Genomic DNA, 21,252 nt, shown 5'->3' with positions numbered 1-21,252 from the left:
GCCGCGCTGCGCCGACGCCGCTACAGCATCGCCAGCGGCACCTTTCGGGCCGGCGGCGGGAAGGCCCGGTCGAGTTCGGTGCAGTCGTCGTCGCTGAGGACGAGGTCGGCAGCGCGCCGGTTCTCCTCGACATGCGCCACCGTGCCGGCCTTGGGGATGACCATCAGGCCCGGCCGCCGCAGCAGCCAGGCCAGGGCGACCTGGGCGCCCGTCGCTCCGTGCCGCGCCGCCACCGCGTCCAGCGCCGGGTGACCGACCAGCCGCCCCTGCTCGACGGGGCTGTAGGCCATGGCGGGCATCGACAGCTTGTCGAGGAGCGGCAGCAGGTCGAACTCGGGCCCGCGGCGCGACAGGTTGAACAGGACCTGGTCGCTGGCGCAGGCATCGCCGCCCGCCTCGATCAGGTCCTCGATGTCGTCGGCGTCGAAGTTGCTGACGCCCCAGGCGCCGATGAGACCGTCCTCGCGCAGCGCTTCCATGGCGTCCACCGTCTCGGCGAGCGGCACCGAACCGCGCCAATGCAGCAGGTAAAGGTCCAGCCGCTCGGCCCTGAGGCGCTTGAGGCTGGCCTCGCAGGCCCGCCGCAGCCGCGCCTTGCCGGCATTCTGCGGATAGGCCTTGGACACGAGCACGATCCTGTCCCGCAGGCCCTGCAGCGCTTCGCCGAGGAAGCTTTCCGTCGCGCCCTCGCCGTACATCTCCGCCGTATCGATGAGCGTCATGCCCCGCTCGATGCCGGCACGGAGCGCGGCCGTCTCGTCGTGGCGACGCTCGGGGTCCTCGCCCATGTGCCACGTGCCCTGGCCGAGGGCCGGGACGGACCGTCCGCCCGGCAACGTCACGTTTCCGATGTCGCCCATGGCATCCTCCTCGCCGTGTCCCGCCAATGCGCCCCCGCCCGTCAGAGTTCGATTTCGAGCCCCAGTTCCACGGCCTGGGCGGTCGGGACGCCGAAATACACGGCGGTCCGCTCCGAATTGCGCGCCAGCAGGGCGAAGACGTTGCGGCGCCAGCGGGCGAAGCCCCGGGTGCTGGGCGACGCCATCACGGTCTCGCGGCCGACGATGTAGGTCAGGGTCGCGAGGTCGACGTCGGACAGCAGGCCGCGCTCGAGTGCGGTTCCGATCCCGTCCGGCACGCAAGGGGCTTCGTCGAACCCGTAGGTGAGGATCACGCGGTCGATGCCCTCGCCCACCGGCAGGACCGCGACGCGCGCCTCGGACGAGACCCTCGGGAGTTCGCTCGTCGCCACCGAGATCAGCAGCACCCGCTTCTGGAGGGCGCGATTGATGCGCACGAACTGCGTCAGGGGCAGGGGCAGGCCCGAGGTGCTGGCGCCGAGATAGGCGGCCGCCGTGGGGAGGCGGAGCAGCTTGCCCCCCGCCCCGTCGAGGTGGCCTTCGCAGGCCGCCACGAGCCGTGATTCCGGCTCGCGCATCCCGGCGCGCTGCGTCTCGATGAGGTGGGTGCCGCGGCGCCACGTCAGCATGAGGAAGGCCACGACGAACGCCAGCGTCAGCGGGAACCAGCCGCCCTCGAACAGCTTGGCGGCATTGGCGGCGAAGAAGACGAGGTCGACGACGAAGAACAGCCCGTTCACCGCCAGGACGGCCGCCAGGGGGAAGCCCCATTGCACGGCGACCAGCGCCGCCAGCACCGTGGTGATGGCCATCAGGGCCGAGACCGCGATGCCGTAGGCGCCCGCCAGCGCGTCCGAGGAGCCGAAGGCCAGCACGGCCCCGAGGGTCGCGGCGGCCAGCAGCCAGTTCACCAGCGGCAGGTAGATCTGCCCGATCTCGTCCGCCGCCGTGTGGACGATGTGCATCTTGGGCAGGAAGCCGAGCTGGATCGACTGCTGGGTCAGCGAGAAGGCGCCCGAGATGATGGCCTGGCTGGCGATGACGGTGGCGGCCGTGGCGAAGACCACCAGGGGATAATGCAGCCAGTCGGGGGCGAGCTGGTAGAAGGGGTTGTCGATCGCCGCCGGCTGCGCCAGCAGCAGCCCGCCCTGGCCGAGGTAGTTGAGCGCCAGGCAGGGCAGCACCAGGGCGAACCAGGACAGGCGGATGGGCGCGGCGCCGAAGTGGCCCATATCGGCATACATGGCCTCCCCGCCCGTGACGGCCAGGAAGGCCGCGCCCAGGATGGCGAAGGCGATGCCCGGGCCGGCATGGAGCATGAACGCGATCGCCGCCCGCGGGTCCAGAGCGCCGAGGATGGCCGGCGCCTCGGCGATGCCGTGGAGGCCGAGCAGGGCCAGCATGGCGAACCACACCAGCATGATGGGGCCGAAGATCCGCCCGATGGAGGCCGTGCCCAGGCGCTGCGCCAGGAACAGCACGATCAGCACCGTGACGGTGATGGGCAGCACGAAGGGGGCGAGCCCCGGCTCGTCCACCTTGAGCCCCTCGACGGCGGACAGGACCGAGATGGCCGGCGTGATGGCGCCGTCGCCGTAGAGCAGGGCCGCGCCCACGAGCCCGCCGACCAGCAGCACCGCCCGCCACGTGCCGGGCTTGGCGTCGCGGGCCCGCAGCAGCGCCAGCATGGCGACGATGCCGCCCTCGCCCCGGTTGTCGGCCCGCATGATGAGGATGGCGTATTTGACCGATACGACCAGCACGAGCGACCACAGGATCACCGACACGGCACCCACGACGGCGGCGGCTTCCGGTACGCCGGATCCGCCGCTCGCGGCCTTCACGGCCTCCTTCAGGGCGTAGAGCGGGCTCGTGCCGATATCGCCGTAGACGATGCCGAGCGCCCCGAGGGCGGCCGCGGCCTCGACGCGATGGGCCGCATGCGGGGCGGTGTGGTCGCTCACGATGTCTCCGGACGGGGCACGCTGGGCCAGGCTTTGCACCCCTTATGCGACAGTTCCGCGTCCTGGCGAGGGAAATCCCGCCCGCCACGCCCGCCCTACAGCACGTCCTCCGCCGCCATGGCGCCGCGCAGCGCCGCCGAGGCGGCACGGCAGGCTTCGACATAGAGCGGCGTCAGGCGGATGTCCTCGCCGCGGCCGGGCGGCGCCGGCACGTCGAGGGACGCGACCGCGCGCCCCGGCCGGGCCGCCATGACGACGAGGCGGTCCGACAGGTAGACGCTTTCCGTCACCGAATGCGTGACGAAGACCACCGTGGTGCCGAGCGCCGCCACCAGTTCGGCGAGGTCGTCGTTGAGCTTCAGGCGGGTGATCTCGTCGAGGGCGGCGAAGGGCTCGTCCATGAGCAGCAGGCGCGGCCGCACTACCAGTGCGCGGGCGATCGACACCCGCATCCGCATGCCGCCCGACAGCTCCGCCGGGCGATGGCCGGCGAACCGCGCGAGGCCGACCCGCTCCAAAGCCTCGCCGATGCGCGGCGCGGCGTCGCGCCGGCCGATGCCGCGCAGCCGCAGGGGCAGGAACACGTTGTCGGCGGCCGTGGCCCAGGGCATCAGCGTCGCGTCCTGGAACACGAAGCCGATCTCGGGTCGCGCCCCGTCCCATGCGACCGTGCCGGCGCTCGGCCGGTCGAGGCCGGCCAGCAGGCGCAGCACCGTCGACTTGCCGCAGCCCGACGGGCCGATGAGCGACAGGAACTCGCCGCGGCGCACGTCGAGGTCGAGCCCGTCGAGCGCCACGGTCTCGTTCGGGAAGCGGCGGCCGATGCCGCGCAGCGCCACCAGCGGGGGCGCCACGTCCGGTGCCGCGGGGGTGGTCACGTCAGACGCGGCCCACGACCTCGCCGGTCATCAGGGTCGGCCGCAGGTCGGTGAAGTTGGGCACGTCGGCCAGGACGGGTCCGCCCTCGGCGGCGAGGGCCGCCGCGATGCCCTCGGTGCTGCCGAAGTCCAGCGTCGCCATCACGCCGTGGGGGGTCTGCTCCGGCTTGCCCTCGAAGCGCACCACGCGCCAGCCCGTCATGCCATGCGCGCCGAACCGCTGCATCACCATGGGCATGTGGTGGGCGAGGTAGTAGTCCATGTCGAACCTGGCGCCGGGCGTGTTGGGATAGAGGACGGTGACATTGGCGGCCATGCTGGGCTCCCTCGGCGCATGCGGCAGCGCCGGACCCCGGCGCGCTCGCCGCGAGACTAGAGCCTGTCGGGCCGTTGTTGAAGCGGAGCTTCGAGTCGCCCCCGTCGGCGCATGGTTCGGGGCCGGCCGTGTCGCGATCGGCACGACACGGGGCGACGACGCGGCGTTGACAGGGCGGCGGTCCGTGGCTAGACACGGCACTGGGTAGGTATGCCGCATTGCGGCCTTTCGGTGCTGTCACGGCCTTCGGGCCAGCGCCGGTCCTGCCTGCAACCAGCGGGTCACCCTGCACAAAAAGACGGCCGTCCCCCGTGGGGCAGAGCCGGATCGAACACGAGGCTAGAAAGATGTTCGCAGTCATCAAGACCGGCGGAAAGCAGTACAAGGTCGCGGCCGACGACGAGATCACCGTCATGACGCTGGTCGGCGAGGCCGGCGCCGAAATCACCTTCGACCAGGTGCTCAGCTACAGCGACGGCACGTCGATGCAGATCGGCGCCCCCCTGGTGGACGGCGCCACCGTGGCGGGCGAGATCGTCCGGCAGGCGCGCGGCCCGAAGGTCATCTCCTTCAAGAAGCGCCGCCGCCAGAACTCGAAGCGCAAGCGCGGCCATCGGCAGGATCTCACCATCGTGCGGATCACCGACATCCTGCTCGCCGGCCAGCAGCGCCGCCCCCGCAGCGCCCAGGCGGAAACGTCGGCGACCCCCGCCGTCGAGGCCGCATCGGCCTGAGGCCGGCGCAGCTTCAGCCCTCCAGTTTCAACGGCCGGTCCGCCGGGCCGGAGATCGACAGTCTCCGCGGCGCCTACGGCCCTAACCTCCAGGATTTCACCCCATGGCTCACAAGAAAGCAGGCGGCTCGTCCCGCAACGGTCGCGACTCCGACGGCCGCCGTCTCGGCGTGAAGAAGTTCGGCAGCGAAGCAGTCCGCAGCGGCAACATCATCGTGCGCCAGCGCGGCACCAAGTGGCATCCGGGCGCCAATGTCGGGATGGGCAAGGACCACACGATCTTCGCCGTCTGTGACGGCACCGTCGAGTTCCAGAAAAAAGGCAACGGCCGCACCTATATCGCGGTCGTCCAGAACACCGTAGCCGCCGAGGCCGCGGAATAAGGTGGGGTCACGAGGGACCCCACCGGTGCTCACACCCCGGTGGAACGGTCCCTCAGGAACGGCAACGTTCCACCCTGGACCGGACGATCGAAGCCGATGACGGCGGGGGGCGTGGGCATCCACGCCCCCTCGTCGTTTCCGGGGGCGGCATCGCGCTTCCCCTCAGCTTTGGAGGTCCGGCATGTTCCCCGAGATCACGCGCGAAGACGTCTTCCGCATCGAGACCCGCCGCCTGTGGCTGCGTTGGCCCGAGCGCGCCGACATCAGGGCCCTGGCGCCCGACCCCGACCGGCCGCCACCGCCCGAGGCTGCCGCGGGCGATCCCTACCGCGACCCCGCGACGCTCGCGGCGTGGCGCGAGCGCAACGAGACCGGTGCCGAACTCAACCTGCTCATGACGGGCCGCGGCACGGACCGGCACGTCCGCGGCGCCATCGGGCTCACCCCGGTGCGCGGGCACGCGGAGGCCTGCGGGCTGCGCCTGAGCCTGTGGTTGGAGGAGGAGGCGCGCGGCGACGGGCTCGCCACCGAGGCCGTCCAGGCCATGGTGGACGCGGCCTTCATGCTGACCGGCACGCCGCTGGTCTCGGCCTCGGCCCGCGTGCTCGACCCGTGCTTCCGCCGCGTGCTCGAGAAGTGCGGATTCGGCTCCTGCGGGACGGGGCTCGACCCCGCCGCGGACGGGCGCGGCCTCACGGCCTCGGACCGCTTCCGCCTGGACCGCAAGGCTTGGACGAGCTTGAAGACCTGGCGCGTGCCGGGCTTGGTGCGGGGACGGGGCGAGGCGGCGTGCCGGCCCTGCCTGGTCTGACGCGCTGAGCGGGCGGGCCGGCATCGCCCGGGCGCGGGCCGGCTCGCCCCCGATCTCAGCCCGGCCGGACCGTGTCGCCGACCGCGATGCGGCCCGTGCCGCGCGGGATGAGGTTCTGGCCGAAGATGATTCGGCCGCCGGCCTTGCGGCGGAACTGCGCGAGCGTGCGGACGGGCTCGTTCTCGGGCGAGCGCTCGCCGGTGTCCTGGTCCACGGTGGTGACGGCGCAGCGCGCGCAGTCCTTGGTGCCGGCGAAGGGCACCGGGCCGATGTGCAGCCGCTGCCAGCCGTCCTCCGCCCAGGCTTCCGCCTCGACGACGGCGATGTTGGTGCGGAACCGGTCCATGGGGATCGGCACGGGCAGGCGGGCGTTGAGGTCGGCCAGCGAGGCCGCATTGGTGACGAGGACGGGGAAGCCGTCGGCGAAGCTGACGCGGTCCTGGCTTTCGCTATAATCGGGATCGACCTGCCGCGCCGCGGCGGGATCCGCCATGTGGACCAGGCGGCAGGCGCGGCCGAGCGCCGCCGAGAGCCACACGGCGGCCGGGTCTCCCGCATCGCGGGCCGGGACGCGGTCGCGCCACACCGTCACGTCGCGGGACGGGACCTCGGGGCCGGGCTCGTCGACGGCGAGCAGGCCGAGACCGGGGCCCGACAGGTTCAGCCCGCCCGGCCGCAGCGCGGCTTCCAGCACCGCCATGCGCGGCAGTTCACGCTGGCTGAGAAACCTGCCGGTCTCGTCCACCACCATGTAGCGGCGATCCCCGGCGAGCCCCCAGGGCTCGACCACCGCATCGGCCACCGGCCGGCCGCGCAGGCCCTTGACGGGGTAAATCCTGATCTCGGCGACGCGCATCACGGGGTCTCAGCGCTCCACGAAGGCCTTCTCGATGACGAACTGGCCCGGCTCGCCGTGATTGCCCTCGATGAACCCGCGGTCGAGCAGCAGGGCCTTGGTGTCGTTGAGCATGCCGGGGCTGCCGCACATCATCACGCGGTCGTGTTCGGCGTCGAGCGCCTCGAGCGCGAGGTCGTCGGAGATCTTGCCGGACGCGAGCAGGTCGGTGATGCGACCCGTGTTGCGGAAGGGTTCACGCGTCACGGTGGGGTAGTAGATCAGCTTCTCGCGCAGCAGCTCGCCGATGAGCTCGTCCTCCGGCAGCGTCTTGGTGATCGTGTCGCCATAGGCGAGTTCCGCCACCTGGCGCACGCCGTGCACCAGCACGACCTTCTCGAAGCGCTCGTAGGTCTCGGGATCCTTGATGACGCTGAGGAAGGGCGCCAGGCCCGTGCCGGTGCCGAGCAGGTACAGGTTGCGGCCGCCGAACAGGTTGTCGATCACCAGCGTGCCGGTCGCCTTGCGGCTCACCATCACGGCATCGCCCACCTTCAGGTGCTGCAGGTGCGAGGTGAGCGGCCCGTTGTCGACCTTGATGGAGAAGAACTCGAGCTCTTCCTCGTAGTTGGCGCTCGCCACCGAATAGGCGCGCAGCAGCGGCTTGCCGTTGACCGGGATGCCGATCATGGTGAACTCGCCGTTGCGGAACCGGAACGACGGATTGCGGGTCGTCTTGAAGCTGAAGAGACTGTCGGTCCAGTGATGGACGGACAGCACGGTCTCTTCGTTGAAGTTGCTCACGTCCTGGCTCCGGTCCTGTGCGCTGCGCTCGGCCGCTACCGGCCGCGATCGCACCGCGCCAATAGCCTGTTGGTCGATGGATGAATAGGTGCGGCGCGGGGGAGCGTCAACGCGTCGGGCGCCCGAGCACGGCTGGCATGCCGGGAACGGCCGGGGCGTTCGGACACGTGGCGACGCACTCGCGCCCGGCTCGCCGGCTTCAATCGGCTGGGCGCATGGCCCTCACCTCGGCGTCGGCCGGCAGGTAGCGGGCGCCGTCGCGATAGCCGAAGTCCACCATGACGCCGTGGTTGTTCCGCTGCGCCGTCCGGCCCACGAAGGTGCCGAGCGTCGACTGGTGGTCGAGCGTGCGGAACTGCGCGCGGCCGAGGGGCGTGTCGAAGGCCAGGCCCTCGGCCGCCGCCACCAACCGGTCGGACCCCGGGCCGCCCGCCCGGCGCAGGATCTCCGCCGCGGCCTTGATCAGCGCGTAGCCCAGCACGGAGCCCATCCGCGGCGCCTCGTTGTAGCGCGCCTGGTAGGCGCGGACGAAGGCGTCGTTCTCCGGCGTGCGCAGGGCCGCCGCCGGGTAGCCGGTGACGATCCAGCCTTCGGGCGCCTCGTCCTTCAGGGCGTCGAGGTCCTCGGATTCGCCGGTGAGGAAGCTCACGACGCGGCGGTCCGCGAAGAGGTCCTGCCCGGCGCCCGCCCGCAGCAGCTTCAGGAGGTCGGGGCCGGATTCGGCGTTGAGGATGGCGTCGGGCCTGGCCTGCCCGACGGCCGCCGCCACAGCGGGGGCGTCGATCCGGCCCGGCGCCGTCACCTGGTCGGCGACCCAGGTGACGTCGGGCCGGCGCGCCGCCAGCCGGGCCTTGAAGGCGGCCACGGCCGCCTGGCCGTCGTCGGAGCGCGGCGCCACCGCCGCCCAGGTCCTGGCCGGCAGCTTGGCGGCCGCCTCGGCCAGCATGGCGGCCTGCATGGTGGTGGAAGGCCGCAGGCGGAACGTGTAGCGGTTGCCGGCCGACCAGACGATGGCGTCGCCCGGCGGCTCGCCGGCGAGGTAGACGGTCCGGTGACGCCGGGCGACGTCGGCGAGCGCCAGGCCGACGCTCGACAGGAGGCCGCCGACCAGCAAAGCGACGTGGTCGCGCGCGATCAGCGCCTCGGCGGCGGCGCCGGCATTGTCGGGCCGGCCGGCATCGTCGCGCGACAGCACGACCAGCGTCCTGCCGTCGATCCCCCCGGCGAGGTTGACCTCGTCGACCGCCATCTGCCAGCCCTTGCGATAGGGCTCGGCGAGGGTCGGCAGCGCCGAATAGGAGGCGACCTCGCCGATGCGGATCTCGGGCTGGGCGGCCGAGGCCGGGGACGCCAGCAGCGACAGTGCCGCCAGCACGCCACGCCGCCATCCCGACCTCGCCGCAGCGCCCCCCGGCCCGTCCCGCATCGGCACCCGCCTCCCGTCCTGGCCCGGCCGCGATGCGGCGGGGCCGGCCGCCGCGATCAGCCGACGTATCGGGCGAGGAAGGCCAGCGTGCGCTCGAGCGCCTGCGCGGCGCTGGGCTTGTCGTAGGAGCCGCGGGCGTCGCAGTTGAAGCCGTGGTCGGCGTCGTAGGTGTAGACCGGCACGTCCGGCAGGGCGGCCTCGATGGCGGCGACGTCGCTCATCGGGATGTGGGCGTCGCGCTCGCCGAAATGCAGCATCACCGGCACCTTGGGCTTGCGGTCGAGCGACTTGGCGATGTTGCCGCCGTAATAGCCCACGGCGGCGGCGAGGCCGTCGACCGAGCAGGCCGCCGCATAGGCGAGCGAGCCGCCCCAGCAATAGCCCACGATGCCGACCTTGCCGGCGTCCGACGCGGCTGCGACGGCGGCGGCGACGTCGAGGAGGGCCTTCCCTTGGTCGACCTGGCCCATGAGGGCGATGCCGGCCCCCATGCCCTCCTGGTTGTAGTCGAGCTCGACGCCGGGCTTGACGCGGTCGAACAGCGCGGGCGCGATCACCCGGTAGCCCTCGGCCGCGAAGCCGTCGGCGACGCGGCGGATATGCGGGTTCACGCCGAAGATCTCCTGCAGCACCACGAGGCCGCCCTTGGGCGTGCCCGTGGGGTCGGCCCGGTAGGCATCGATGGTGGCGCCGTCGGCGGCGGTCAGCTTGATGGTCTGGCTCATGGTCGGGTCACTCAGCGTCGGGTGGAGGCGGCGGTCTGGCCGAACAGGACGCGCTTGTCCTCCTCGCTCATCACCGCCGGGCGGTTCACCGTCTCGCCCTTGGCGTAGGCGGCGATGGTGGCGGGCCGGTCCCTGATGGCGTCGAACCAGCGTTTGATGTTGGGAAAGTCGTCGAGGTTCTGGCCCTGGCGCTCGTGGCTCACCGTCCAGGGATAGGCCGCCATGTCGGCGATCGAATAGTCGCCGGCCACGAAATCCCGGTCGGCCAGGCGCCGGTCCAGCACGCCGTAGAGGCGGTTCGTCTCGTCGACGTAGCGCTTGATCGCGTAGGGGATCTTCTCGGGCGCGTAGACGCTGAAATGGTGGTTCTGCCCCGCCATGGGGCCGAGCCCGCCCATCTGCCAGAACAGCCATTCCAGCGTCTCGACGCGGCGGCGCCGGTCGGGCGAGATGAAGCGCCCGGTCTTTTCGGCGAGGTAGAGCAGGATGGCGCCGGATTCGAACACCGTGATCGGCGCGCCGCCGCCCTCGGGCGCGTGGTCCACGATGGCGGGCATGCGGTTGTTGGGGGCGATCGCGAGGAAGTCGGGAGCGAACTGCTCGCCCTTGCCGATGTTCACCGGCTTGATGGCATAGGGCAGGCCCAGCTCTTCGAGCAGCAGGGTGATCTTGTGCCCGTTGGGCGTCGGCCAATAGTGGAGGTCGATCATCCGGGGTGTGCCTTTCGGGCGCGGCCCGCATGCGAGCGCGGGCGGAAGCGTCTTATACCGCCTCGCCGAGGACCGCCAGGGTGGCCCCCGAGCCGGCGCCGATGCCGTCCGGTTCCCCGACTTCGAGGCCGAAGACCGTGAGCATCTGCCCGCGACCCTTCACGGCATGGGCGCCGAGCGGCCGGGCACGGATCCCGGCCGGCAGGGCCGGGATGCGCCCGAGGAGGTCGGCCGAGATCAGCAGCGGGGCGTCGAGCGTGCGGCACAGGGCCTCGATGCGCCCCGTCGTGTTCACGACGTCGCCGAAATACGAGATCTTGTGCCGGTCGACGCCGATCTCGGCCGTCACGACCTCGCCGCCGTGCAGCGCCGCCCGGAAGCGCGGCACTTCTCCGAAATCCCGATGCCAGGCCTCGGCGTCACGCGCGACGGCATCGAGGCAGGCGAAGATGCAGGCGATGCAGCGGGCACCGCGCACGCCGGAGGCGAGCGGCCAGGTGATGAGCGCCATGTCGCCCACGTAGTCGTCGATGGCGCCGCCGTGACGCCGGACCGGCTCGGCCAGAGCCGCGAAGATGGCGCCGAGGTAGCGCTGGGCGGCGAGGTCGCCGTGCGTCTGGGCATAGGCCGTGGAGCCGATCAGGTCGATGAAGGCGAAGATCCGCTCCTCTTCCACCGGGCGGTGATAGCGCCCGAGCAGGATGTTGCGGAACGCCTCGGCCCCGATGAGGTCGCGCATGCGCGTCAGGGTGATGACGAGGCCCGACACCGCCAGCGCATAGAGCGTCGTCACCGGCCCCAGCACCATGGCTCCGGCCAGCGACTGGTGCAGCGCTCCGGTCGTCACCAGCAGCAAGCCCGCCACGGCCCCGCCGATCCAGGTCATGGCGAGGTAGGCGGCTTCGGCGGCCGCGACGCTCGCCAGCCAGGGGAGGCGCCGCAGCCGGTCGCGCAGCGCCGGCCACACCAGGCCCTGCTCGAACAGCATGACGGCACCGCCGCAGCAGAACCCGTAGACGGCACCGATCTGCGGACGGCCACCGGCCGAGACCGAGCCGTAGAGGAGGCCCGCGGCCGTGCTGGCGGTCAGGATGCCGGCCCAGAACCGCAGCGCCGCCCATGGGAGGCGGAGCACGGCGACGACGGGGAAGCGGCGGAGCGCGGCGCGGGTCGTCATGGCGGGCTCGGACGGCGGGAGGGAGCGTCGGGGCCACGAGTGTGGCGGCCCCGGCCCGCGCTGTCGAGCCGGCGCCCCGGCCTCAGCGCGGCAGGACGGTGGAGCCCATGAGCTGCTTGTCGACGGAATGGGCCGCCTGACGCCCTTCCCGGATGGCCCAGACCACGAGGCTCTGGCCGCGGCGCATGTCGCCACAGGCATAGACCTTCTCGGCCGAAGCCTTGTAGGCCTTCACGTCGGCCTGCACGTTGCCGCGACCGTCGAGCGTGACGCCGAGGTCGGCCAGCATGCCGTCGTGGAGCGGCGACACGAAGCCCATGGCGAGCAGCACGAGGTCGGCCCGGATGGAGAACTCCGACGCCGGCACGGGCTGCATCCTGGCGTCCACGCGAACGCATTCCACGCTCTCGACCGTGCCGTTCTGCCCCTTGAAGGCGCGCGTCATGACGCCGAAATCGCGGTTGGCGCCTTCCTCCTGCGAGGACGAGGTGCGCAGCTTCAGCGGCCAGTCCGGCCAGGTCAGGAGCTTGTTCTCCTTCTCCGGCGGCTCCGGCATGATCTCGAGCTGGGTGACCGACAGGGCGCCCTGGCGGATGGAGGTGCCGATGCAGTCGGAGCCGGTGTCGCCGCCGCCGATCACCAGCACGTGTTTGCCGGTGGCGAGGATCGGGTTGTTGGAGCGCAGCGGCTCGCGGCCGACGCGGCGATTCTGCTGGGGCAGGAACTCCATGGCGAAGTAGATGCCGCCGAGGTCGCGCCCCGCCATCGGCAGGTCGCGCGGCTTCTCGGCCCCGCCCGCCAGCACCACGGCGTCGAACCCGTCGAGCACGTCGCGCACCGTGACGTCGATGCCGACGTTGACGCCGTAGCGGAAGGAGACGCCCTCGGCCTCCATCTGCTTCACGCGGCGATCGACATGCGCCTTGTCGAGCTTGAAGTCCGGGATGCCGTAGCGGAGCAGGCCGCCGGCCTTCTGGTTCTTCTCGAAGACCGTGACGTCGTGGCCGACGCGGGCGAGCTGCTGGGCGCAGGCGAGCCCCGCCGGGCCCGAGCCGATCACCGCCACGGACTTGCCGGTCCGCACCTTGGCGATCTCGGGCTTGACCCAGCCCTCCGCCCAGGCCCGGTCCGCGATGGCGTTCTCGATCGTCTTGATCGTCACGGGCGCGTTGTCGAGGTTCAGCGTGCACGAGGTTTCGCACGGCGCCGGGCAGATGCGGCCGGTGAACTCGGGGAAGTTGTTGGTGGAGTGGAGGTTGCGCGACGCCGCTTCCCAGTCCCCGCGATAGACGAGGTCGTTGAAGTCCGGGATCTGGTTGTTGACCGGGCAGCCGTTGTGACAGAACGGGATGCCGCAGCTCATGCAGCGGGAGGCCTGCGACCGCGTGGATTCTTCCGACAGCGGGAGCAGGAATTCCTTGTAGTGGCGGATGCGGTCGGCGGCCGGCGCATAGCGCCGCTCCACCCGATCGATCTCCATGAAACCCGTGATCTTGCCCATCGGGCTACTCCCCCGCGGCCGCGAGCAGCGGCTCGTCCAGTTGCGTCAGTTCGGCGAGCGCCCGGCGGTACTCGACCGGCATCACCTTGCGGAATTTCGGAAGGGTGGCGGCCCAGTCGTCCAGGATGGCCTGGGCCTTGGTCGACCCCGTGAGCCGGGCGTGGTTGGCGATGAGCTGCTGGAGGCGCTCGGCGTCGAACCGCGTCATGTCGCCCATGACGTCGACCGGCGGCGGGCCCGTCCAATTGTCCATCTGGTGGAACATGCGGCGGTTCCGCTCGTCCTCGGCCTTGACCATCTCGAGCTCCACCATCGCCATGTTGCAGCGGCGGCGGAAGTCGCCCTCCTCGTCGAGCACGTAGGCGATGCCGCCCGACATGCCGGCGGCGAAGTTGCGGCCCGTCGGGCCGATCACCACCACGATGCCGCCCGTCATGTATTCGCAGCCGTGGTCGCCCGTGCCCTCCACCACCGCGATGGCGCCCGAGTTGCGCACGGCGAAGCGCTCGCCCGCCACGCCGCGGAAGTAGCACTCGCCCGCGATGGCCCCGTACATCACGGTGTTGCCGACGATCATCGACTCCTCCGGCACGAGCTTCGTGGCGGTCGCCGGCGGGTAGATGACGAGCTTGCCGCCCGACAGCCCCTTGGCGACGTAGTCGTTGGCGACGCCCTCGAGCTCCAGCGTCACGCCGCTGGCCAGCCAGGCGCCGAAGCTCTGCCCGGCCGTCCCCTCGAGCTTGACGTGAATGGTGCCCTCGGGGAGCCCCTTGTGGCCGTAGCGCTTGGCGATCTCGCCCGACAGCATGGCGCCCGTCGAGCGGTCGGTGTTGTTGATCGGCAGCGTGAAGGAGACGCGGGCCCCCGTCTCGATCGCCTGCCGGGACTCGGCGATGAGCTTGCGGTCCAGCACCTCGCCGAGGTTGTGGTCCTGCGCCTCGCTGTGCCGGATGCCGACGCCCTCGGGCGCCGCCGGCTTGTGGAACAGGCGGGAAAAGTCGAGCCCCTTGGCCTTCCAGTGATCCACCACCTTCTCGCGGTCGAGCATCTGCATCTGCCCCACCATCTCCTCGACGCGGCGATAGCCCATGGCGGCCATCAGTTCGCGCACCTCCTCGGCCACGAAGAAGAAGAAGTTGATGACGTGCTCGGGCAGGCCGACGAAGCGCTTGCGCAGCACGGGGTCCTGCGTCGCCACGCCCACCGGGCAGGTGTTGAGGTGGCACTTGCGCATCATGATGCAGCCGGCCGCGATCAGCGGCGCCGTGGCGAATCCGAATTCATCCGCTCCGAGGAGGGCCCCCACCACCACGTCGCGTCCCGTGCGCAGACCCCCGTCTACCTGGACGGCGATGCGCGAGCGGAGCCGGTTCAGCACCAGCGTCTGGTGGGTCTCGGCGAGGCCGATCTCCCAGGGCGAGCCGGCGTGCTTGATCGAGGTCAGCGGGGACGCGCCCGTGCCGCCCTCGAAGCCCGACACGATGACGTGGTCGGCACGCCCCTTCGACACGCCGGCCGCCACCGTGCCGACGCCGATCTCGGAGACGAGCTTCACCGAGACGAGGCTGGTCGGCGACACGTTCTTGAGGTCGTAGATGAGCTGGGCGAGATCCTCGATCGAGTAGATGTCGTGGTGCGGCGGGGGTGAGATGAGGCCTACGCCCGGCGTCGAATGGCGCACGCGCGCGATGGTCGAGTCGACCTTGTGGCCGGGCAGCTGCCCGCCTTCGCCGGGCTTGGCCCCCTGCGCCATCTTGATCTGGATCATGTCGGAGTTGACGAGGTACTCGGTCGTCACGCCGAAACGCCCCGACGCCACCTGCTTGATGGCCGAGCGCATGGAATCGCCGTTGGCCATCGGCTTGTAGCGATCCGATTCCTCGCCGCCCTCGCCGGTGTTCGACTTGCCGCCGATCCGGTTCATGGCGATGGCGAGGGTCGTGTGGGCCTCGCGCGAGATCGAGCCGTACGACATGGCTCCGGTGGAGAAGCGGCGCACGATGGAGGCCGCGTCCTCGACCTCCTCGAGCGGCACGGGCGCGCGGCCGTCCTCGCCCGCGTCCTTGATGCGGAACAGGCCGCGGATCGTCAGCAGCTTCTCGTCCTGCTCGTTGAGGAGCTCGGCATAGGCGCGATACTTGTCGCGGCTGTTGCCGCGGACCGCGTGCTGGAGCAGCGACACCGACTGCGGCGTCCACGAATGGGTCTCGCCGCGGACGCGGTAGTTGTAGTCGCCCCCGACGTCGAGCGCGTCGCGGAAGATCGGCGCGTCGCCGAAGGCCAGCGCGTGGCGGTCAGCCGTCTCCTTGGCGATCTCGGCGAGGCCGACGCCCTCGATCACCGAATGCGTCCCGGTGAAGAACCGGCGCACGAAGTCGGTCGACAGGCCGATGGCGTCGAAGATCTGGGCGCCGCAATAGGACTGGTAGGTCGAGATGCCCATCTTGGACATGACCTTGAGCAGGCCCTTGTCGATCGACTTGATGAAGCTCTTCACCGCATGGGCGTGGTCGATCTCGTCGGGGAACTCGGCCGCGAGGGCGTGGATGGCCTCGAAGGCCAGGTAGGGGTTGATGGCCTCCGCCCCGTAGCCCGCCAGGCAGGCGAAATGGTGCACCTCGCGCGCCTCGCCGGTCTCCACCACGAGGCCCACGGAGGTGCGCAGCCCCTTGCGGATGAGGTGGTGGTGCACGGCGGCGGTGGCGAGCAGCGCCGGGATCGGGATGCGGTCCGGCCCCATCATGCGATCCGACAGGATGATGATGTTGTAGCCGCCCTTCACCGCCTGCTCGGCCCGGTCGGCGAGCTTGTCGAGCGTCTCGCCCATGCCGTCGGCGCCGAGCTTCACCGGATAGGTGATGTCGAGCGTCTTCGTGTCGAAGGCGTCCTCGAAATACGAGATGCAGCGGATCTTCTCGAGGTCGTCGTTGGTGAGGATCGGCTGACGCACCTCCAGCCGCTTGCGCTTCCAGTTGCCCTCGAGGTCGAAGATGTTGGGGCGCGGGCCGATGAACGACACAAGGCTCATGACGAGCTCCTCGCGGATCGGGTCGATCGGCGGGTTCGTCACCTGGGCGAAGTTCTGCTTGAAGTAGGTGTAGAGCAGCTTCGACTTGTCCGACAGGGCCGAGATGGGCGTGTCGGTGCCCATGGAGCCCATGGCCTCCTGCCCGGTGGCCGCCATCGGGGCGAGCAGCGTCGTCAGGTCCTCCTGCGTGTAGCCGTAGGCCTGCTGCTTATCGAGGAGGGACACGTCGCGGCGCGCTTCGCGGGCCTCGACGGGCTGCAGCTTCTCCAGCACGATCTGCGTCTGGTCGAGCCAGGAGCGGTAGGGATGGGAGGCGGCGAGGTCCGCCTTCATCTCGTCGTCCGAGACGATGCGGCCCTGTTCGAGGTCGACGAGCAGCATCTTGCCGGGCTGCAGGCGCCACTTCTTGACGATGCTCTCCTCGGGGATGGGCAGCACGCCCATCTCGGAGGCCAGCACGACGAGGTCGTCGTCGGTGACGAGGTAGCGGGCGGGGCGCAGGCCGTTGCGGTCGAGCGTCGCGCCGATCTGCCGGCCGTCAGTGAAGGCGACGGCGGCCGGCCCGTCCCAGGGCTCCATCAGGGCGGCGTGGTACTCGTAGAACGAGCGCCGGCTCTCATCCATGAGCGGGTTGCCGGCCCAGGCCTCGGGGATGAGCATCATCATGGCATGGGCGAGCGAATAGCCGCCCTGCACCAGGAACTCGAGCGCGTTGTCGAAACAGGCCGTGTCGGACTGGCCCTCGTAGGAGATGGGCCAGAGCTTGGAGATGTCCTGGCCGAAGAGTTCGGACGTGACCGAGGCCTGCCGCGCCGCCATCCAGTTGACGTTGCCGCGCAGCGTGTTGATCTCGCCGTTGTGGGCCACCATCCGGTAGGGGTGGCTCAGCGACCAGGACGGGAAGGTGTTGGTGGAGAAGCGCTGGTGCACCAGGGCCAGCGCCGAGGTGAAGCGCTCGTCCTTGAGGTCCCGGTAGTAGCGGCCGATGCGGCTCACCACGAGCAGGCCCTTGTAGACGATCGTGCGCGACGACATGGACACGACGTAGGAGCCGGCCGTGCGCGCGTCGCCGAGGCGGAAGACCGCGCCGGAGATCACCTTGCGGAGGATGTAGAGGCGGCGCTCGAAGTCGTTGCCGGCCTGCGTGCCGGCACCGCGGCCGACGAAGAGCTGGCGCGACACGGGCTCGCCCGCCACCACGCTTTCGCCGAGCAGCGAGGGGTCGGTCGGCACGTCGCGCCAACCGAGCAGCACCTGGCCCTCGTCGGCCACGGCCTTGGCGACGATCGCCTCGACGATGCTGCGGCCCTCGGGGTCGCGCGGCATGAAGAAGAAGCCGACGCCGTAGTCGCCGGCGGCCGGCAGGGCGAAGCCGAGCCGTTCCGCTTCGGCGGTGAAGAAGTCGTGCGGGATCTGAACCAGCATGCCGCAGCCGTCGCCGGCGTGCTGGTCGGCGCCGACGGCGCCGCGGTGGTCGAGGTTCTCCAGGATCTGCAGCCCCATGGCCACGATCCTGTGCGAGCGCCGGTTCTTCATGTCGGCCACGAAACCGACGCCGCAGGCATCGTGCTCGTGCGCGGGATCGTAGAGCCCCTGGGCGAGCGGGAGGCCGGGATCGCGACGGGTCGGCACGGGTTTGGGCTCGGTGATGCGGGCGGCGATGTCGGCCGCGCGGGCTTCACGCGCCGCGCGGGCGAGCGATGCAGTGCCGATGGTCTTCCCCTCGTCCATGCTCATGGAACGATGCTCCCTCACAGTCCCGAGATGATGGGCCCGGCCCACCTCCTGCCGTCGAAACGGGCAGACGTCTGCCTGCCTTTCGACCCGGTTTCGGCCCACCCCGGACAGGGCGTGCCTCCAAACCGCCACCCCGACCTGTCATCGGTCGGGATCTTGCCCTGAATTTGGTCAGCAAAGCTGTCCTATCTGGAGCCGGTCTAGGTTGCAGGAAACGCGCCGCCGCACAATGGTTTTTTTGCCTCATGCAAAGAGCGTGCAGGGCCGATCCGCGGGTGCGCCGCGGCCCCGGCCCAGGCACGCCGCGCCTTCGCCCCGGGCGGGTGGCCGCCGTCCCCGGTGCCGTGCGACGCTGCGGCTCAGCCCGGCGTGCCGGACGCGTCGCGCTCCCGCCGGAGGGCACGGGCATACCAGTCGAACTCGTCGAAGAACCGTGCCGCGGCACGCGGCAGGTGCGCGTCCGTCGCCGTGCCGTCCTCGCCGAGCGCCCGGCCGATGTCGGCGATGGGCAGCAGGCTCGGAATGCTGGGCATGCCGAGCTCGCCCAGCGTCATCCGCAGCTGCATGGCGGCCCTGACGCCGCCGAACCGGCCGGCCGAATAGCAGACGATCCCCGACGGCCGGAAGAAGTACTCCTCGAGGAAATGGTCGAGCAGATTCTTCAGCGCCGGCGGGATGCCGTGGTTGTATTCGGCGCTGACCACCAGGAAGCCGTCGGCGGCCCGGTAGAGCGCGGCGAGGTCGCGCAGGGCCGCGGGCGCTTCCCCGGGGGGGTATTCCTTGTACATGCGGTCGAGCAGCGGCAGCCCCAGCTCCAGCGGATCGACCAGCGTGGCGGAATGGCCGCGGGCGGCGATCGACGCCATCACCATCCGGGCCGCCCGGAGCCCCATCCGGTCGCGGCGCACGGAGCCGAGCAGGACCGCGTAGTTCAACGCCATGGCTCGATCCTCCGGTGCCGCGCCTCGCGCCTCCGGGCGCGGCGGCCGGGGACGGGCGGGTGCCGTCCCATATGTTCGAGACGCGCCGGGGACGCAAGCCGGCCGGCTTCGCTTGCCTTGTCCGGCTTCGCCGGCTTCGCTTGCCTTGCCCGGCTTCGCCGGCTCCGCTTGCCTTGCCCGGCTTCGCCGGCTCCGCTTGCCTTGCCCGGCTTCGCCGGCTCCGCTTGCCTTGCCCGGCGACGCCACGCCACACTGCGGCGGCGCGGAGGCCGGGAGCGTCCCGCGCCGGGGAGGCGACGGGTTTGCGGCTGCTGCTGGTGGAGGACAACCGCGATCTCGCCCGCTGGCTGGCCGAGATCCTGCGCGCCAGCCGCTACACGGTGGATGTGGCGCATGACGGGGTCGAGGCCGAGGACTGCCTGCGCGTCGCCGCCTATGCGCTCATGATCCTCGACCTCGCCCTGCCGCGCCTCGACGGGCTCGACGTGCTGCGACGCCTGCGCGGGCGGCGCAGCACCATGCCGGTCATCGTGCTCACGGCCGACGGCAGCCTGAAGGCACGGATCTCGGGGCTGGACGAGGGGGCCGACGACTACCTCGCCAAGCCCTTCGAAGTGTCGGAACTCGAGGCCCGCATCCGGGCGCAGCTGCGGCGCTCCTCCGGCCAGGCCGGAACCCTGCTGCGCTGCGGGGACCTCGGCTTCGACACGGTGACGCGCGGCTTCACGCTGAAGGGCGCGGCCCTGCCGCTCACGCCGCGCGAATCGGCCGTGCTGGAGCAGCTCATCCGGCGCAGCGGGCGCGCCTTCAGCAAGGCCGCCCTGGCCGAAACGGTGTTCGGCTTCGACGACGACGCCGACCCCAGCGCCATCGAGATCTACGTCCATCGCCTGCGCAAGAAGCTCGACGGCAGTTCGGTGTCGATCGCGACGCTGCGGGGCCTCGGCTACCTGCTGCGCCACGATGGCGCCTGACCCCGGCCCGGCGGTGGCCCGATGATGTCCAGCCTGCGCTCGCAGCTGCTCGCCTGGCTGCTGGTGCCGCTGACCCTGCTGGCCGCCGTCAATGCCGTGACGGGCTATGCCACGGCCCGCGCCACCGCCGACCTCGTGACGGACCGCATGCTGCTCGGCTCGGCCCGCGTCATCGCCGAGGAAACGCGGGCCGAGGACGGCTTGCTGCAGGTGACGGTGCCGCCGGCCGCGCTGGAAATGTTCGACACGGGCGCCGGGGACTTCGTCTACGTCCGCGTGACGGACGGCGCCGGGCGCCTCGTGGCGGGGGCCGCCGACCTGCCGCTGCCGACCGGCGGGGCCGACGCCTACGAGGCCGCCTATCGCGGCCGGATCATGCGGTTCCACGCGCTCGACCATGCCCTGGCGGGGCCGGGGCCGCACCGGGGCATCACCGTGGTGGTGGCCACCTCGCTGGTCGGGCGCGACGCGATGGTGCGGCGCCTGTGGCTCACCGGCCTCGGCCAGGGGCTGGCCCTGCTGGCGACCGCCGGCGTCTTCATGGCCTTCGGCCTCAAGCGCGGCCTCGGGCCGCTGATCCGCCTGCGCGACGAGGTGCGGGCCCGGCCCACCGCCAGCCTCGAACCCTTCGCGCCCGAGACGGTCCAGTCCGAGATCCGGCCGCTGGTCGAGGCCATCAACGGCCGCATCGCGCGCGTGAAGGCGCAGCTCGCCGCCCAGCACCGCTTCGTCACCAACGCCGCCCACCAGCTGCGCACCCCGCTGGCCGTACTGAACCTCCAGGCCACCTACGCGCTGCGCCGCATCGGCGCCGACGACCAGGCGACGGCGCTGAAGGCCATCCAGGTCGGCGTCGGGCAGATGTCGCGCCTGGCGGAGCAGCTGCTGACGCTGTCGCGCGCCGAGCCGGGCAGCCGCCGCGCGCGGGACGACCGGGTGAGGCTCGGCGCCCTGACGCGGCGCGTCCTCGAGGATGTCGCCGGCCTGGCGCTCGAGCGCGGCATCGACCTCGGCCTCGACGAGCGCGACCCCGCCGCCGAAGCGGCCGGCGACGAGACCATGATGGGCGAGATGCTGGTCAACCTCGTCGACAACGCGCTGCGCTACTGCCCGGCGGGCTGCAGCGTCACGGTGGTGATCGAGACGTCGGGCGGCGAAGCGGTGTTGGCCGTGCAGGACGATGGCCCCGGCTTGCCGCCCGGCGAGGAGGAGCGGGTGTTCGAGCGCTTCTACCGCGTCGAAGGCACGGTGCCGAGCGGCAGCGGGCTGGGGCTGTCGATCGTCAAGGAGGTGGCGGAGGTGGCCGGCGGCCGGGTGGCGGCGATTCGGAGCCCCGGCGGCGGCCTCCGGGTGGAGGTGCGGCTGCCGGCCTCCGCCGAGGCGCGGTAGCGCGACGCGCCGGTGCGCCGCCGTCGGGAGCCGGACGGCCTCGGGCACGTCCGCGACGTC

Annotated in this window: 18 protein-coding genes; 5 read left to right on the top strand and 13 right to left on the bottom strand. The window is 71.3% G+C overall.

Annotated elements, in window-relative coordinates; genetic code table 11:
• Nucleotides 1-20: 20 nt before the first annotated feature.
• From D3272_RS14015 to D3272_RS27330, 4 genes are all read right to left on the bottom strand, one after another.
• Complete coding sequence (locus tag D3272_RS14015; RefSeq protein WP_129219822.1) at nt 21-860, bottom strand: aldo/keto reductase; 840 nt, start codon at nt 858-860, stop codon at nt 21-23.
• 41 nt (nt 861-901) lie between these two features.
• Nucleotides 902-2,824, bottom strand: coding sequence for a potassium transporter Kup (locus tag D3272_RS14010; RefSeq protein WP_245496565.1), 1,923 nt, complete (start codon nt 2,822-2,824; stop codon nt 902-904).
• A gap of 95 nt (nt 2,825-2,919) precedes the next feature.
• A complete protein-coding gene (locus tag D3272_RS14005; RefSeq protein ID WP_245496564.1) occupies nt 2,920-3,702 on the bottom strand; it encodes an ABC transporter ATP-binding protein in 783 nt (260 codons plus the stop codon).
• A gap of 1 nt (nt 3,703) precedes the next feature.
• Nucleotides 3,704-4,018, bottom strand: a complete 315-nt coding sequence (locus D3272_RS27330) for an EthD family reductase (protein ID WP_165361350.1) — start codon at nt 4,016-4,018, stop codon at nt 3,704-3,706.
• A gap of 347 nt (nt 4,019-4,365) precedes the next feature.
• On the opposite strand from D3272_RS27330, the gene rplU reads away from it, so the two are divergent.
• The 3 genes from rplU to D3272_RS13985 all read left to right on the top strand — a co-directional run bounded on the left by rplU (nt 4,366) and on the right by D3272_RS13985 (nt 5,945).
• Entirely contained in the window at nt 4,366-4,752 is a 387-nt protein-coding gene (gene rplU, locus D3272_RS13995) for a 50S ribosomal protein L21 (RefSeq protein ID WP_129219820.1), read from the top strand.
• A 103-nt stretch (nt 4,753-4,855) separates the two neighbouring features.
• Nucleotides 4,856-5,134, top strand: a complete 279-nt coding sequence (gene rpmA / locus D3272_RS13990; RefSeq protein WP_129219819.1) for a 50S ribosomal protein L27 — start codon at nt 4,856-4,858, stop codon at nt 5,132-5,134.
• A 181-nt stretch (nt 5,135-5,315) separates the two neighbouring features.
• Nucleotides 5,316-5,945, top strand: coding sequence for a GNAT family N-acetyltransferase (locus tag D3272_RS13985; RefSeq protein ID WP_129219818.1), 630 nt, complete (start codon nt 5,316-5,318; stop codon nt 5,943-5,945).
• Nucleotides 5,946-6,000: 55 nt separating this feature from the next.
• Here the strand turns inward: D3272_RS13985 and D3272_RS13980 are convergent, their stop codons facing one another.
• The 9 genes from D3272_RS13980 to D3272_RS13940 form a co-directional block, all read right to left on the bottom strand.
• Nucleotides 6,001-6,801 carry an MOSC domain-containing protein gene (locus D3272_RS13980; RefSeq protein ID WP_129219932.1) on the bottom strand — a complete coding sequence of 267 codons (801 nt, stop codon included), beginning with the start codon at nt 6,799-6,801 and terminating at the stop codon, nt 6,001-6,003.
• 9 nt (nt 6,802-6,810) lie between these two features.
• Nucleotides 6,811-7,584 carry a ferredoxin--NADP reductase gene (locus D3272_RS13975; RefSeq protein WP_129219817.1) on the bottom strand — a complete coding sequence of 258 codons (774 nt, stop codon included), beginning with the start codon at nt 7,582-7,584 and terminating at the stop codon, nt 6,811-6,813.
• A gap of 199 nt (nt 7,585-7,783) precedes the next feature.
• Nucleotides 7,784-9,010: an ABC transporter substrate-binding protein gene (locus D3272_RS13970; RefSeq protein WP_129219931.1), complete on the bottom strand. Its 1,227-nt coding sequence runs from the start codon at nt 9,008-9,010 to the stop codon at nt 7,784-7,786.
• Between the two features lie 56 nt (nt 9,011-9,066).
• Nucleotides 9,067-9,735 (bottom strand): dienelactone hydrolase family protein, encoded by a 669-nt coding sequence (locus D3272_RS13965; protein WP_129219816.1) that lies wholly within the window; start codon nt 9,733-9,735, stop codon nt 9,067-9,069.
• An 11-nt stretch (nt 9,736-9,746) separates the two neighbouring features.
• Nucleotides 9,747-10,445 carry a glutathione binding-like protein gene (locus D3272_RS13960; RefSeq protein WP_129219815.1) on the bottom strand — a complete coding sequence of 233 codons (699 nt, stop codon included), beginning with the start codon at nt 10,443-10,445 and terminating at the stop codon, nt 9,747-9,749.
• Nucleotides 10,446-10,497: 52 nt separating this feature from the next.
• Complete coding sequence (locus D3272_RS13955) at nt 10,498-11,622, bottom strand: adenylate/guanylate cyclase domain-containing protein (protein ID WP_129219814.1); 1,125 nt, start codon at nt 11,620-11,622, stop codon at nt 10,498-10,500.
• 82 nt (nt 11,623-11,704) lie between these two features.
• Nucleotides 11,705-13,123: a glutamate synthase subunit beta gene (locus D3272_RS13950; RefSeq protein ID WP_129219813.1), complete on the bottom strand. Its 1,419-nt coding sequence runs from the start codon at nt 13,121-13,123 to the stop codon at nt 11,705-11,707.
• Between the two features lie 4 nt (nt 13,124-13,127).
• Complete coding sequence (gltB, locus tag D3272_RS13945; protein WP_245496563.1) at nt 13,128-17,888, bottom strand: glutamate synthase large subunit; 4,761 nt, start codon at nt 17,886-17,888, stop codon at nt 13,128-13,130.
• A 359-nt stretch (nt 17,889-18,247) separates the two neighbouring features.
• The gene (locus tag D3272_RS13940) at nt 18,248-18,829 is read right to left on the bottom strand and encodes an NADPH-dependent FMN reductase (protein ID WP_129219812.1); all 582 of its coding nucleotides are present in this window, start codon (nt 18,827-18,829) and stop codon (nt 18,248-18,250) included.
• A 302-nt stretch (nt 18,830-19,131) separates the two neighbouring features.
• Between D3272_RS13940 and D3272_RS13935 the strand changes: the two genes are divergently transcribed.
• Both D3272_RS13935 and D3272_RS13930 read left to right on the top strand, forming a co-directional pair.
• Nucleotides 19,132-19,803, top strand: coding sequence for a response regulator (locus D3272_RS13935; protein WP_129219811.1), 672 nt, complete (start codon nt 19,132-19,134; stop codon nt 19,801-19,803).
• Between the two features lie 21 nt (nt 19,804-19,824).
• The gene (locus tag D3272_RS13930; protein ID WP_129219810.1) at nt 19,825-21,192 is read left to right on the top strand and encodes a sensor histidine kinase; all 1,368 of its coding nucleotides are present in this window, start codon (nt 19,825-19,827) and stop codon (nt 21,190-21,192) included.
• Nucleotides 21,193-21,252: the final 60 nt, after the last annotated feature.

Source organism: Lichenibacterium ramalinae (assembly GCF_004137085.1).
GTDB classification, from domain to species: domain Bacteria; phylum Pseudomonadota; class Alphaproteobacteria; order Rhizobiales; family Beijerinckiaceae; genus Lichenihabitans; species Lichenihabitans ramalinae.
Note: the sequence above shows the minus strand (reverse complement) of the source record. Positions and strands in the feature narration are given on the sequence as shown.

Coding starts and splice junctions, on each gene's coding strand:
- D3272_RS13950 (WP_129219813.1), bottom strand. CDS start 13,123: ATGGGCAAGATCACGGGTTTCATGGAGATCGATCGGGTGGAGCGGCGC.
- rpmA (WP_129219819.1), top strand. CDS start 4,856: ATGGCTCACAAGAAAGCAGGCGGCTCGTCCCGCAACGGTCGCGACTCC.
- gltB (WP_245496563.1), bottom strand. CDS start 17,888: ATGAGCATGGACGAGGGGAAGACCATCGGCACTGCATCGCTCGCCCGC.
- D3272_RS13985 (WP_129219818.1), top strand. CDS start 5,316: ATGTTCCCCGAGATCACGCGCGAAGACGTCTTCCGCATCGAGACCCGC.
- D3272_RS13965 (WP_129219816.1), bottom strand. CDS start 9,735: ATGAGCCAGACCATCAAGCTGACCGCCGCCGACGGCGCCACCATCGAT.
- D3272_RS13980 (WP_129219932.1), bottom strand. CDS start 6,801: ATGCGCGTCGCCGAGATCAGGATTTACCCCGTCAAGGGCCTGCGCGGC.
- D3272_RS13970 (WP_129219931.1), bottom strand. CDS start 9,010: ATGCGGGACGGGCCGGGGGGCGCTGCGGCGAGGTCGGGATGGCGGCGT.
- D3272_RS14015 (WP_129219822.1), bottom strand. CDS start 860: ATGGGCGACATCGGAAACGTGACGTTGCCGGGCGGACGGTCCGTCCCG.
- D3272_RS13955 (WP_129219814.1), bottom strand. CDS start 11,622: ATGACGACCCGCGCCGCGCTCCGCCGCTTCCCCGTCGTCGCCGTGCTC.
- D3272_RS27330 (WP_165361350.1), bottom strand. CDS start 4,018: ATGGCCGCCAATGTCACCGTCCTCTATCCCAACACGCCCGGCGCCAGG.
- D3272_RS13940 (WP_129219812.1), bottom strand. CDS start 18,829: ATGGCGTTGAACTACGCGGTCCTGCTCGGCTCCGTGCGCCGCGACCGG.
- D3272_RS13960 (WP_129219815.1), bottom strand. CDS start 10,445: ATGATCGACCTCCACTATTGGCCGACGCCCAACGGGCACAAGATCACC.
- rplU (WP_129219820.1), top strand. CDS start 4,366: ATGTTCGCAGTCATCAAGACCGGCGGAAAGCAGTACAAGGTCGCGGCC.
- D3272_RS13930 (WP_129219810.1), top strand. CDS start 19,825: ATGATGTCCAGCCTGCGCTCGCAGCTGCTCGCCTGGCTGCTGGTGCCG.